The organism is Niabella pedocola (assembly GCF_021044425.1).
Classification (GTDB): domain Bacteria; phylum Bacteroidota; class Bacteroidia; order Chitinophagales; family Chitinophagaceae; genus Niabella; species Niabella pedocola.
This window is the reverse complement of record NZ_JAJNEC010000003.1, coordinates 594000-607809: the sequence shown is the minus strand read 5'-3', so window position 1 is coordinate 607809 and position 13810 is coordinate 594000. Positions and strand designations below refer to the sequence as shown.

Here is a 13810-nt window from a genome sequence, read left to right as displayed (position 1 = left end):
AGCTTCATTCCCAAAAAAACATTTCATGCCCGATTTTTTACTTCCTACCTTGCGTTCCTCATTATTTACAATTTCTCATGGTACTTCAAAAAGATAACGGCAAACAGATCAACGGTCCTTACTGCTGGCTGTTATTGCTGTGCGTGTGCTGCGTCGCCGTTTTACGGGCCCAGGTTCCGGTAACCATTCATGCGGCCGACTACGGTGTAAAAGCAAATAGCTACCAGAACGCTGCACCGGCGTTGCAGCGGGCCATCGGGGCCTGCCGCAAATATCCGGCAGCCATTTTAAAGTTACCGGCCGGACGTATTGATGTTTGGCCCGAAGGGGCGCCCAAACGGGAACTCTATATTTCCAATAGTACTGAAGCCGATACGCTGAGTAAAGTAAAAAGTATGGCCTTCCTGCTGGAAGACAGCCGGAATATCACCATTGATGGAAACAACAGTCTCGTTATGCTGCATGGTAAAATGGTTTCGTTTGGCGTGTTGCGCAGCAGCAATATCCGTATAGAGCGGATCCGGTTCGATTATGAACGCCCCACCATGAGCGAACTAACCGTTACTGCGGTGCAGGAACGGATGGTGGAACTGCGCCTGCACCCGGATTCCCGTTTTGCGGTTGATGACGGAAAACTGGTACTTTTTGGAGAAGGCTGGAAGGTGGAGCACGATCATACGATCCTGTTTGACCCGGTTAACGACCGCCTGCATTACAGCAGTCTGAAGCCATTACAACAGGCCGTTGCCCGGCAAACGGGTCCGCTTACCGTAGTATTTGAAGGCAAATTTAAAATGCCGCCTTATAAGGTTGGGGATGTGTTAACCATCCGCGATCCTTATCGGGATAACTGTGGCGGACTGATCGCGCAAAGTAAAAATGTGGTACTGGATGATGTGCGGATGCACTATATGCATGGGCTGGGCATCGTGTCGCAGTTCACTGAAAATATTACCCTGCATAAGGTGGCGGTGGCACCCCGGCCGGAAAGCGGGCGGATCATTGCGGCCTTTGCAGATTGTTTTCACTTCTCGGGCTGCAGGGGGAAAATCCTGATCGACAGCTGCCATACTTCGGGAGCACATGATGACCCGGTAAACATACACGGCACCCATCTTCAGATAACGGGTATCGGCAAACAGGAAAAACTTACGGTGCGGTTTATGCACCCGCAAACGTATGGGTTCCCGGCATTCTTTGCGGGCGATAGCATTACGTTTATCCATCCCCAAACACTCCTGCCGGTTGCCGGAGCCGTGCTTCAGTCGGCAGTAATGATCAATAAACGGGAGATGGAATTACGACTCAACAGGCCGTTGCCCAGGGGTGTGGATAAGGGGCTATGTATTGAAAACCGTACCTGGACGCCGGAAGTGGTGATCCGTAACAGCCGCTTTGAACGCGCAAATACAAGAGGACTGCTCATTACAACGCCGCGCAGGGTACTGGTGGAGCAAAATGTATTTTACCATACGGGTATGTTTCCCATCCTGATTGCCGATGATGCCAGCAGCTGGTTTGAATCCGGCGCGGTGCAGGATGTAACCATCCGGAATAACCGGTTTGACGCATGTGGCTACAATAGCGGAAGTGGCGCCATCGCTATTACCCCCGAAAATCACCTGCGGGTTCCGGGAAGTTATGTACACCGGAATATCCGCATCGAAGGAAATACATTTAATACCCTGGATGGAAAACTGCTGCTGGCACGAAGCGTGGATGGACTGTCGTTTACGGGAAATAAAATAACTGCCGATCCGGCATCGGATCCCGAAGGTTTAAAGAAACCGGTATCCCTTACCGATTGCACCCATGTGCGCATGCTCAATAACCAGGCAGCAGGCACCGCCCCATCAACCATAGAGCTATCGGGTATGACGGAAAAAGATATTCAAACAAATTGGAAGCTCCGCTCAAACCAATAAAACCATGGTTGCGTTCAATAAAAAGCATAACAATATCAATAAGAAGATCGGTTGCTGCCAATCCGGAGACCGCATGCTGCTACTTACTTCTAATAGCGAAACCTTTTCCGTCTCTCCATTTCCGGAATGAAAAATTTTCAAGGTCCGCATATCATCGAAAGGATGGTTCCAACGCCATAAAAAATAGTAATATTGGGCATGAAAAAAAGAATACTGATTGCATTATTGACATTATTGACAGCTTCCGGTATATGGGCCCAGGATAAAAACTCCTTTGTTTTATGGTACAACAAACCGGGCACCAAATGGGAATCGGAACGGCTTCCGATCGGCAACGGGCGTATGGGGGCCATGCTGATGGGCGCGGTAGCAGCAGATACCATTCAGTTCAATGAACAAAGTCTCTGGAGCGGCGATAACAACTGGGATGGTGCCTATGAAACCGGCGATCATGGTTTTGGGGCCTATCGCAATTTTGGTGAGCTAAGGATGCAGTTTACAGGTGCCGGAGCGGTTGCCGGTTATAAACAAAGCCTGAACCTGGTTTCCGGCATCTATAACAGCACGTATACCAATGGAGGGATCCCGTTTCAGCGCGAAGCTTTTGCCAGTCATCCGGACCAGGTGATGGTATTCCGGTATACCGCAGGGAAAAATGGAAAATTATCCGGTCGCATCAGTCTTTGGTCGGCCCAGGGGGCAGCCTCCGTTGCCAGCGGAAACCTGCTGCAGTTTTCCGGAGCGATGCCCAATCAACTCAGGTACGCGGCACAGGTGGCAGCGTTGCATGAGGGCGGCAGTATTACAGTAGCCGGCAGTGAGCTGGTATTTACCGGTTGCAGAACGCTCACACTTTACCTGGATGTCCGTACCAATTATAAGCCGGATTATAATGCCGGCTGGCGCGGCGCAGATCCCTTGCCGCAGATTGAAAAAGAGCTGAAGGCTGCGCTCCATAAAGGCTATGCTTCATTGCGAGCGGCCCATGTAAAAGATTTTACAAAACTTGCTGCTGCGGCCCGCATCGATGTGGGTACCACGCCTGCTGCATTAAGCGCATTACCCACCGATATACGCCGTGCGAAATACGCGGCAGGCGGTACGGATCCGGACCTGGAGGAAACCCTTTTCCAGTATGGGCGTTACCTGCTGATCAGCAGCTCGCGGCCCGGCGGATTGCCTGCAAACTTGCAGGGGCTTTGGAACAACAGCAATAATCCGCCATGGGCCAGCGATTATCATAACAATATCAATATCCAGATGAATTACTGGCTGGCGGAGCCGGCAAACCTTTCGGAATGTAACCAGCCCCTGATCGACTATATCGTAGCGCAGGCCGAGCCCTGCCGGCTGGCTACGCGCAAGGCTTTTGGTGCAGATACCCGGGGATGGACGGCCCGTACCAGCCAGAGTATTTTCGGCGGTAACGGCTGGGAATGGAACATACCCGCCAGCGCCTGGTATGCGCAGCATGTATATGAGCGCTGGGCTTTTACAATGGACCGGGTATATCTTAAAAATACAGCCTATCCTGTTCTGAAGGAGATCTGCAATTACTGGGAAGACCGGCTGAAGCAATTGCCGGACGGGAGCCTGGTGGTGCCCAATGGATGGTCGCCGGAACATGGCCCGCGGGAGGATGGGGTGATGCATGATCAGCAACTGGTTTGGGACCTGTTTCAGAATTACCTCGATGCCGCCAAAGCGTTAAACATTGATGCCGGCTACCAGGCAAAAGTGGCCGATATGCAGCACCGGCTGGCACCCAACAAGATCGGGAAATGGGGACAATTACAGGAGTGGCAGGCAGACCGCGATGATCCGGATGACCAGCACCGGCATACCTCGCACCTGTTTGCCGTATATCCCGGTCGCCAGATCAATCCGAAGCAAACACCGGAACTGGCAAAGGCCGCCATCATTTCTTTACGCAGCCGCAGCGGTAACTATGGTAAAAATAGTAACAAACCCTTTACAGTTGCATCAACGGTCGGCGATAGCCGCCGCTCCTGGTCCTGGCCCTGGCGTTGTGCCTTGTGGGCGCGCCTCGGCGAAGGTGAAAAAGCAGGCATGATGATCCGCGGGTTGTTTACCTATAACCTCATGCCCAACCTGTTTACCACGCATCCGCCTTTCCAGATCGATGGCAACCTGGGCATCAGCGGCGCCATTCCGGAAATGTTATTGCAAAGTCATGCAGGAGAAATCAACCTGTTGCCCGCCGTGCCGGCAGCCTGGAAAGCCTCGGGTTCTTTTAAGGGATTAAGGGCCCGTGGCGGGTTTACGGTAGATTGCAGCTGGAAGAATGGATGGGTGGTACAGTACCGCATCTATTCAAAGACACCTCAAAAAGTATGGGTAAGGGTGAATGGAACAGTAAAAGAGGTGATGGCCGGTACGGTAAAGAAATGAGTACAATTACCGGAATCAGATGAATGCCGTAAACGGAGACAAAAGTTTAAATAAAAATAATGAAGAACGGATTTTTAACGGGCCTGTTTGTATGGGCCATATGCTTATTGAACGCACAACCGCAGGTACGGATCATTCCCAAACCGGTAAGCCTGCAGCAACAGGAAGGCGTATTCCTGTTCGATAAAAGCGTACAGGTGCAGGCTCCCGTTGCCCGTAAGGACGTAATGGGGGTGGTAAATTATTTCACCAATGCGGTAAAGCAGGTGAGCGGTAATACCTTGCCGGTGAAAACGGCTGTTAGCGGAAAAACAATTCGCTTTCATATAGAGCCAACAGCGGATGTGGGTACAGAAGGTTACCGCTTGCTGGTTACACCGGCTTATATTGAGATCCGCGCCGGTAAACCGGCAGGCCTGTTTTATGCGGTGCAATCCTTACTGCAAACCCTGCCGGCCATCCGGACCAACCAGGTACTGCAGATCCCCTGTATGACCATCACTGATGCGCCCCGTTTTAAATGGCGGGGTATGATGCTGGATGTAAGCCGTCATTTTTTTTCGCCGGAACTGGTGAAGGAATTTATTGATCTGCTGGCGTCCTACAAAATGAATACGTTTCACTGGCACCTGGCAGATGGTGCGGGCTGGCGTATAGAAATCAAAAAATATCCGAAACTGACGGGCCTGGCCGCCTGGAGGGTGGATGACTGGGGTAAATCCTGGGACTGGTCGCAGGTTCGTTTCAATGCAGATCGCAGCAAAGCCACGTACGGCGGCTTTTATACACAGGAGCAGGTAAAGGAAATTGTGGCCTATGCAGCGGCAAGGCAGGTTACCATTGTTCCGGAAATTGAAATGCCCGGTCACTCCGAAGCCGCAATGGCGGCCTATCCGGAATATTCCTGTTTGCCGCATAAACATTCATTCCAGGAGTCCGGTGATTTTTACGGCAAGGATGTGCATCCGAATTATTGTGCGGGTAATGACAGTGCATTCATATTCCTGCAAAACATCCTGAAAGAAGTGATGGCATTATTTCCATCGCAATACATTCATGTGGGCGGTGATGAGGTGGATAAAACCAGCTGGAAACAGTGCGCGCGTTGCCAGCAACGGATGAAAACAGAGGGGCTGAAGAACGAAGAGGAATTACAGAGCTACTTTATACACCGGATGGAAAAGTTTTTGATCGCTCATCAACGGAAACTGATCGGCTGGGATGAGATCCTGGAAGGTGGCCTGGCGCCACAGGCAACGGTGATGAGCTGGCGCGGAGAGTCCGGGGGGATAAAAGCGGCTCAAATGAATCATGATGTGGTCATGAGTCCGACCGGCCCGCTTTACTTCGATTACTACCAGGGCGATCCGGAAACCGAGCCGCTCGCATTCGGTGGCTTCAATACCTTAAAGCGCGTATATAACTATGAGCCCATTCCTGCGGCGTTAAATAAAAGCCAGGCAGCACATATACTGGGCGCACAGGCCAACCTGTGGACGGAGCAGATCTCAAGCCATGAACATGTGGAATACATGATCCTGCCGCGGATGCCGGCACTGGCGGAGGTGTTGTGGAGTGCAAAGGAATCGCGTAACTGGAGCGATTTTAATCAGCGCCTGCAACCACATCTTGAAGGGTTTGAGCAAAGAGGCCTGCGGTATTCGAAAGGGAATTTCAAGGTAGATATAAACCCGCAGGTGGTGAACGGTAAACTGCTCGTAAGCCTGGAAACCGAAAATGAAGAAGGGGTGATTTATTACACAACCGATGGTACCGAACCGGGCACAGGCAGCCCGCGCTATGAAAAGCCTTTTGAGGTAAAAGGTTCCATCACGGTAAAAGCAGCATTGGCCATCCATAACAGTATGGTTAGGGGACGGCCCGCGCAGCAGTCCTTTACGCTGAATAAAGCAACCGGCCGGCCTTTGCAATATGCAACGCCTTATAGCAAATATTATCCTGCCAACGGACCGTTTACACTGGTGGATGGCATCCGGGGTACTACCGATGCGGGAAAACAATGGCATGCGTTTAACGGAACCGATCTGGTGGCCACCGTTGACCTGGGGCTGCGTACCACAGCCGGCTCCATAACCCTGGGTTGTTTGCAGCACTACGGTCAGTGGATCTTTTTCCCGCAATGGGTAACATTTGAAGTATCTGACGACGGAAAACAGTTCACCGAAATTGCAATGGTACGCAATACCGTTCCGGTGGCGGATAAAGCTCCGCAAACAAAGGATTTTACGGCCCGCTTTGATCCGCGCAGTTTCCGTTATGTGCGTGTTACCGCTAAAAACCTGGGACAATGTCCAAAGGGACATCCCGGCGAAGGACAGGCCGCCTGGCTCTTTTGCGATGAGATTACTGTAGAGTGATAAGAACCCAGGCCTTTCGCGAAAATGGAATGACCAGGGGCCGGCCTGCGAATGCCTTTTAAAAAAAGAGGTAATGAACAAACGATTGCATAAGGCGTATGGTTGGCGTACGCAGACAGCGAACGGTGTTTTTTAACAGGCATGAACTATTTTTAGAGACCCCAACGGGTTGCGGTTATGAAGGGCCGCCCGATAGGAAAACCTTCTGGACACGTTTAACTAAATCGGCATTGAATGAAAATGATGAAAAGAATCCGGATCTTATGCTTCCTGGTTATTGTAGCTGTAGCAGGAACACCTGTATGGATACAGGCACAAACCAACCCTGCACCCTTTGTGATCCCGGCATTACGGGAATGGCAGGGCGCAACGGGGTTCTTTGAATGGAAGGCGGCGACCTCTGTAATTGTAGATCCGCAGTATCGTAAGGAATTGTTGCCCGTGGCGCGTTTACTGGCAGAAGATCTTGCGGTAACAAAATCCGGAGCCCTATTGCCGGTGAAGACCGGGCAGGCCGGGAAAGGAACCGTGTTTTTTAGCCTGGATGCAACGGGCAGCACATTGCCTCCGGAGGGATACAGCCTGCAGATCGGCGACCGCATCATCATAAAAGCAAGGGATGTAACAGGCGCCATCTGGGCCACACGTACATTACTTCAGCTATTAGAACAGGATCCACAGCACAGGACCCTGCCAAAAGGAGTGGCACGCGATTATCCTAAATATGAAGTACGCGGATTTGTATTGGACGTGGGCCGTAAATTTTTCAGCCTCGATTTTTTGAAGCAGTATATCAAATTCATGTCGTACTATAAGATGAATGATTTTCACATTCATCTCAATGATAACGGTTTTAAGCAGTTCTTTGGTGATAACTGGGACAGTACCTATTCGGCGTTCCGGCTGCAAAACGATACCTATCCGAACCTGACGGCAAAAGATGGCAGTTATACAAAAAAGGAGTTTATCGAGCTGCAGAAAATGGCACAGCGGTATGGCGTAAACATCATACCCGAAATCGACGTGCCGGCACATTCCCTGGCTTTTAGCAAGGCCGTACCGGGTGTGGGCAGTAAGCAGTATGGCATGGACCACCTGGACCTGGACAACCCGCTTACGTATACCGTGATCGACAATGTGTTCCGGGAATACCTGCAGGGGCCCAACCCTGTCTTTATCGGAAAGGAGGTCCATATCGGCACCGATGAATATGCCAAAAAAGATGCAGAAAAGTTCCGGAAGTTTACGGATCACTATATCCGTTTTGTGGAGGGCTTTGGTAAACAAGTACGGATGTGGGGATCGCTGACGCATGCGCAGGGAACCACACCGGTAAAGGCCGCGGGCGTTACCATGAACCTTTGGTACAACGGCTATGCAGAACCCAAAGATATGTTTGCATTGGGGTATAAGGGCATCAGTACACCGGATGGCTGGCTGTATATTGTGCCGGCTGCTGGTTACTACTACGACTATCTGAATGTGAAAAAACTTTATGAAGAATGGACGCCCAACCGGATCGGAAAAGAAACCTTTGAAGAAAATGATCCCCTGATAAGAGGCGGCGCTTTTGCGGTGTGGAATGATCATGTAGGCAATGGGATCACAGAAAAAGACGTGCATCACCGGGTGTTTCCGGCCATGCAGGTGTTATCGCAAAAAATGTGGGGCGGCAGCGCAAAGCCGATGAAATATGCCGCTTTTTCAACACAGGCCAAACAGATCGGCGAAGGCCCCGGGTTAAATATGCTGGGCCGGATCGCTTCAAAGGATTCACTGGTGTTGGCAATGAATGCGGACGGCAATTTTAGCGGGCAAAAGAAGCAATCCGGAACCAATAGTTTATTCGACCAGAAAGAAAAGGCCCTTCGTTTAAAAGGCGGGTCAAGCTTTTTATCGACACCGTTACCGGGAATCGGGTATGGGTACACCGTTCGCTTTTCGATAAAGCCGGAGCCGGATAACCTACCCAATGCCATCCTGTTTGGCTCGGAGGATGCGGTGGTTACGCTCAATCAGCAGGGTACGGGAAAACTGGGTTTTACAAGAGAAGGCTATCATTACCTTTTTGATTATGCCGTTCCGGTAAATGAATGGACAACGATCGTTATTGAGGGCAATCATAAAGGCACATCGCTTTACGTAAATGGGGTTTTAAAAGAAAAACTGGAAGGCGCCCAGCAGACATTTGCCAATGGAAAGCAGATCGCAAAGGTACAAACACTTTTCTTTCCGCTGAAGTTCATCGGTGATAAAACGAATGCCGCCAAAGCCCTGATCCGTGATTTAAAAGTATTTAATGTAATGCTTTCCGGGGATGAGATCCGGAACCTGTAGCAGCATACGGATCAGCGCTACCGGCATATCAAAAGCCGTTGGTGGACGCTGGTGTCCTGTTTCCAAAAACCGGGAGGCAAAACCAGGGTACTATTTATAAAGGATATTTTATAACGCAACAACATAAAAGCATGCGATTTTTTTTAAGCCTACTGGCCGTTATTCTATGCTGCAATAGTGCCCCCGCACAATCGCCCTTTACCCGCCTGGGCAATGCCGGAACTGCGTCCTTTGATGAAGGATGGTTGTTTAAACGGTATGGATTGCAGCCCGACGGCTCAAGGCTGGAAGAACCATCGCAAGCCGCGTCCGCAACATTTAATGATCAGGACTGGCAGCGGCTTTCCCTGCCCCATGACTGGGCTATTACCGGGCCCTTCCGCATCGATCTGGCGGGCGAAACAGGCAAGCTGCCCTGGAAGGGCATCGGCTGGTATCGTAAGCATTTCAACATCCCGGCCGCAGATGCCGGCAAAATGATATTCGTAGATTTTGATGGGGCCATGGCTTATGCCGAGATCTGGCTCAACGGGCAGTATGTGGGCACCTGGCCTTACGGATATACCTCGTTCCGTATGGACCTTACACCCTATATCCGGTTGGGAAAAGAAAACGTACTGGCGGTAAAATTGAATACCGAAAAATGGGATTCGCGCTGGTATCCTGGCGCCGGTATCTACCGGCATGTGTGGCTGGTAAAAACCGGGAAGGTGCAGGTAGCGCACTGGGGCACCTATATCACCACGCCAAAAGTTACTACGCAGGCGGCAGCCGTAAAAATGGCGGTAACCGTGGCAAACGAAACCGGGAAGCCCGTAACGGCAGTATTACAAACGGACGTATATGAAGCGGGCACAGGCAACACCTTCAAAAAGAAAGTAGCTACCGTTGAAAATAAACCGGTGGATCTGGCCGCAGGCAATAACAATATAGATGTAGCGGTTACCATCCGCAATCCCCGGATATGGCGTATTGAAACACCCAGCCGCTATTTTGCCGTAACAACGGTGTTGGTCAACGGCAGGAAAGCGGATACCTATTACAGCACTTTCGGGATAAGAACGCTGGAATTTACGGCACGGAACGGTTTTTTGTTAAATGGCAAACGGGTGGCCATCCAGGGCGTGTGCAATCATCACGACCTGGGCGCTTTGGGGGCGGCGATGAATACAAGCGCATTAAAACGCCAGCTGGCATTACTGAAAGAAATGGGCGCCAATGCCATCCGTACCTCGCATAACCCGCCGGCTCCCGAGCTGCTGGCATTGGCCGATGAAATGGGTTTCCTGGTATGGGATGAAGCCTTTGATGCCTGGAAGCACGGAAAGAAAAAGAACGACTACAATAAGTTATATGACGAGTGGCACGAGAAGGATCTTGTAGCGTTGGTGCACCGGGACCGGAATCATCCATCTGTAGTGATCTGGAGTATCGGAAACGAAGTGATGGATCAGCGGGATGTAGCCATGACAAAAGAGCTGGCAGGGATCATGCGCCGGGAAGACCCGACGCGGCCGGTTTCGAATGGTTATAACGATCCCGACGGCGGAAGATCATCCGGCGCTGTTCAGGGGCTGGACCTGATGGGCGTGAACTACTTTTTTGGACAACAGCCAAAATGGGATGCGGACCCGCGTTATGCGAACATGCCCACCATGGGCAGTGAAACCTCAAGCTGCGTGAGCTCCCGGGGCGAATATTTTTTTGGAACAAACCGCCGGAACTGGCAGATCAGTTCCTATGATCTTGATCATCCGGGCTGGGGTTGTAAACCGGATGAACAATTCCGCACCAACGCGAAGTTCCCGCACCTGCTGGGCGAATTTGTATGGACGGGTTTCGATTACCTGGGTGAACCCACCCCGTACGGATCGGATGAGACCAATTTGCTGAACTTCAGGAATGATCCTTCCAAACGTGCGGAGCTGGAAAAAGCGTTGGACGAACTGCAGAAAAATAAACCGCCTTCCCGCAGCAGCTACTTCGGGATCATTGACCTGGCGGGCTTTCCAAAGGATCGCTTTTATCTCTATCAATCGCACTGGCGCCCTGATCACCCGATGGCACATATTCTTCCGCATTGGAACTGGCAGGAGCGGATCGATTCCATAGTGCCGGTGCATGTATATACTTCGGGCGATGAAGCCGAATTGTTTTTGAATGGCAAAAGCCTGGGGCGTAAAAAGAAACAAGCGGGCAAGGATTTCCGTCTGGTGTGGGATGCGGTGCAATACCAACCCGGCGAATTAAAAGTTGTTGCCTATAAGAACGGAAAATACTGGGCAACGGACGTGGTGAAAACAACCGGTGATGCTGCAAAACTCTCATTGAACAGTAATGTAACGAAGATCATCGGTGATGAACTGGCATTTATTACCGTACGCGTGGAAGACCAAAATAACCGGATGGTTCCCCGTTCGCATCCGAAGATCCGGTTCCGCGTGGAAGGCCCCGGTGAACTGGTAGCCACCGACAACGGCGATGCGACCAGCTTCGAATCCTTCCAGAGCCCGGAAAAGAGCGCCTATAACGGAATGGCCCTGGTGATCGTTAAGGCGAAGAAAGGTGCGAAAGGCCTCGTTCGCATAAAAGCGGAAGCAGATGGACTTACTATGGGACTAACCACAGTAAGCGTGGATTGATCATAGCGGGCAGGGGGCCATTGGGATGTTCCAGGGGAACTCACATTAGGTAAATCTGTTGCATTTGCCTTGGGATCACCAGGAGTCGTTACAACATCAAATAAACGTCAGTTGTAATAGGAGTTGGAACTCCTGCTCAACTTAATAGAACAATTTCATAGGATGTAAATGTTGGAAGACTTGATCATATGCTATCAAACACTTAGAATTATAGTTCTCCAATTGCCATATAAATCTTGAAAAATGAAAGTATATGATTTCTTATTGTTAATGCTTTTGATGCTGAATATAAGATGCGTTAGTAAAGGAAGTGAGGAGAAAACGTTTAAAATGAAAATTGATCCGCCATCTCGAATTGTGAAGGTTCTTGATGTAGGCAGAGGAGATTATTTGCTGGTATTTAAGCGAGGTGATCTACTCGATACTATTCCTTTTTATAGACATAGCCCATTTGCCCGGCAGATAGACACACTATCAATGTTGAACAAGGAGTCTAATAGCTATAATTTAGAAATAAGAGGCCTAAGGCGAAAGGATGATTTGAGGTATGATTCCATTTTCAGACTCTACTATTGGTGAATTTAGCCCTTTTGCTGCTTATTTAAAAGAGAAAATATGGTTCAGGTATAATTATAGGAATGGCGTCCAGGATGGAGCGCAATTATGATTTAATGAAAATGGGGATACCACCAGCGGGCAAGGATCAAACGGGGATGCATTGATTTTTAGCGATACAGGCGCGTTTCGAGCAAAGCCCGAAGTGACATGATATCGTGAAAGCCTGAACACCGGTTATTCACGCTCACCACGACAAGCACCAATGGCATGAAAATAACGGTTCCGGAGCCATTTTAAAATTGCTCTGACCATGCTGTATGAGTATACATATGTCTATATTAGATGAGAATATTGAAGACGTATGAAGTACCCTTACCTCAATGCTCGTTTTTATTGGTAGACCGGGTGCTGATACAACCTGTAAATTTGTGCTTGTTATTTAGGTAAATAGTAATATGAAGAAGTGTATATATATTATTTTGATGGTGTCGATAGCAGCTTGCTTAAGTAAAGGTAAATCAAACTTATATGACTTAGATAATTATTATCTTGTTCCAGATCCAAACAACAGCTTGGACACGGGTGGAAGACTTTATTTATATAAGAAAGACACAAGTTATTCGGCACTAAAAATAAATAAAGGAGCAGGGGATAGTGTAATCGTATTCTTTCATAAGATGAAAAAAAATGGGCCTTTTACGGTGTACTTAAATGGTAAAATTGGTTTTAAACATAATTATAAGAATGGCGTCCAGGATGGAGCGCAATTATGGTTTAACGAAAATGGGGATACCACCAGCAGGGAATATTACAAAGATGGAGTAAAAATGGAATAGGTTGAATGGCTCTTATACTTTTCGGCAACACAGTAAAAGTAATCGGAAGGCCGCTAATATTCCTCTTTATTATCTCATATGTGGGTACTTAATTAAAGTATCAAAAGCAGCCACAGGCCGCGGATCAGGCAATAAAAGATTTTCATTCCCGGTGGCGGGTGCTGCACCCATACATGGAGTTAGCTGCGCAGCCACTGTATCATGGCAGGATAGGCCGGCCGGTTAAGTGCTGCTGCCATTTGCGGCTCGGCAGTCATGCCCGCATATTGCAGCATGGGTACGCCAAACCATTGCCCTGCTTCAAACTGATCTGCTATTTGCTTTCCACCGTTCTGGTATCCTTCATCGTGAAACACAAAATAAGGATCAATGTTGAGGTACTTGCAGGCAGCATAGGACCAGGCAATGGCCATCATCTCTTCTGCCGCACGTTCGGGGCGCGCAGCGATTTCCGCGCCGCAAACTGTGGCGCGTTCCGCTGCCGGGATAACGGCAATATGTCCTGCTTCGTGCAACACATCTCCGGGGTATTGCAGCCGTTCTTTATCGATAATAATACCGCCCTCGGATATCAGTATGCCGGGCAGAAACGTTGCTTCTGCAATAGAATGCTCTGTAACCGGTATCCCGATGGACCGTATAAAAGCGATGCTGCGTTCAAGATGATCGGAGTGCATATACGGGCGAAGATCGTACTTTCCGCAATTATTCAGCATACAGGA

7 protein-coding genes are annotated in these 13810 nt (G+C 49.6%); 6 read left to right on the top strand and 1 reads right to left on the bottom strand.

Translation table 11 applies throughout. The features are described 5' to 3' along the window. Nucleotides 1-77: 77 nt before the first annotated feature. The 6 genes from LQ567_RS03670 to LQ567_RS03645 all read left to right on the top strand — a co-directional run bounded on the left by LQ567_RS03670 (nt 78) and on the right by LQ567_RS03645 (nt 13088). On the top strand, nt 78-1925 hold the full coding sequence (locus tag LQ567_RS03670) for a right-handed parallel beta-helix repeat-containing protein (RefSeq protein ID WP_231002746.1): 1848 nt from the start codon (nt 78-80) through the stop codon (nt 1923-1925). 198 nt (nt 1926-2123) lie between these two features. Next, the gene (locus tag LQ567_RS03665; protein WP_231002745.1) at nt 2124-4337 is read left to right on the top strand and encodes a glycoside hydrolase family 95 protein; all 2214 of its coding nucleotides are present in this window, start codon (nt 2124-2126) and stop codon (nt 4335-4337) included. 59 nt (nt 4338-4396) lie between these two features. Next, nucleotides 4397-6715: a glycoside hydrolase family 20 protein gene (locus tag LQ567_RS03660; RefSeq protein WP_231002744.1), complete on the top strand. Its 2319-nt coding sequence runs from the start codon at nt 4397-4399 to the stop codon at nt 6713-6715. 240 nt (nt 6716-6955) lie between these two features. Beyond that, nucleotides 6956-9052 (top strand): family 20 glycosylhydrolase, encoded by a 2097-nt coding sequence (locus tag LQ567_RS03655; RefSeq protein WP_231002743.1) that lies wholly within the window; start codon nt 6956-6958, stop codon nt 9050-9052. A gap of 131 nt (nt 9053-9183) precedes the next feature. Then, nucleotides 9184-11694 carry a beta-galactosidase GalB gene (galB, locus tag LQ567_RS03650; protein ID WP_231002742.1) on the top strand — a complete coding sequence of 837 codons (2511 nt, stop codon included), beginning with the start codon at nt 9184-9186 and terminating at the stop codon, nt 11692-11694. A 1013-nt stretch (nt 11695-12707) separates the two neighbouring features. After that, on the top strand, nt 12708-13088 hold the full coding sequence (locus tag LQ567_RS03645; RefSeq protein ID WP_231002741.1) for a toxin-antitoxin system YwqK family antitoxin: 381 nt from the start codon (nt 12708-12710) through the stop codon (nt 13086-13088). 179 nt (nt 13089-13267) lie between these two features. On the opposite strand, the gene LQ567_RS03640 is transcribed toward LQ567_RS03645, so the two are convergent. Beyond that, on the bottom strand, nt 13268-13804 hold the full coding sequence (locus LQ567_RS03640; RefSeq protein WP_231002740.1) for a hypothetical protein: 537 nt from the start codon (nt 13802-13804) through the stop codon (nt 13268-13270). Between the last annotated feature and the right edge of the window lie 6 nt (nt 13805-13810).

What these genes read in the sequence shown, in the direction of transcription:
- galB (WP_231002742.1), top strand. Translation starts at nt 9,184, where the DNA reads ATGCGATTTTTTTTAAGCCTACTGGCCGTTATTCTATGCTGCAATAGT.
- LQ567_RS03665 (WP_231002745.1), top strand. Translation starts at nt 2,124, where the DNA reads ATGAAAAAAAGAATACTGATTGCATTATTGACATTATTGACAGCTTCC.
- LQ567_RS03670 (WP_231002746.1), top strand. Translation starts at nt 78, where the DNA reads ATGGTACTTCAAAAAGATAACGGCAAACAGATCAACGGTCCTTACTGC.
- LQ567_RS03640 (WP_231002740.1), bottom strand. Translation starts at nt 13,804, where the DNA reads ATGCTGAATAATTGCGGAAAGTACGATCTTCGCCCGTATATGCACTCC.
- LQ567_RS03660 (WP_231002744.1), top strand. Translation starts at nt 4,397, where the DNA reads ATGAAGAACGGATTTTTAACGGGCCTGTTTGTATGGGCCATATGCTTA.
- LQ567_RS03645 (WP_231002741.1), top strand. Translation starts at nt 12,708, where the DNA reads ATGAAGAAGTGTATATATATTATTTTGATGGTGTCGATAGCAGCTTGC.
- LQ567_RS03655 (WP_231002743.1), top strand. Translation starts at nt 6,956, where the DNA reads ATGATGAAAAGAATCCGGATCTTATGCTTCCTGGTTATTGTAGCTGTA.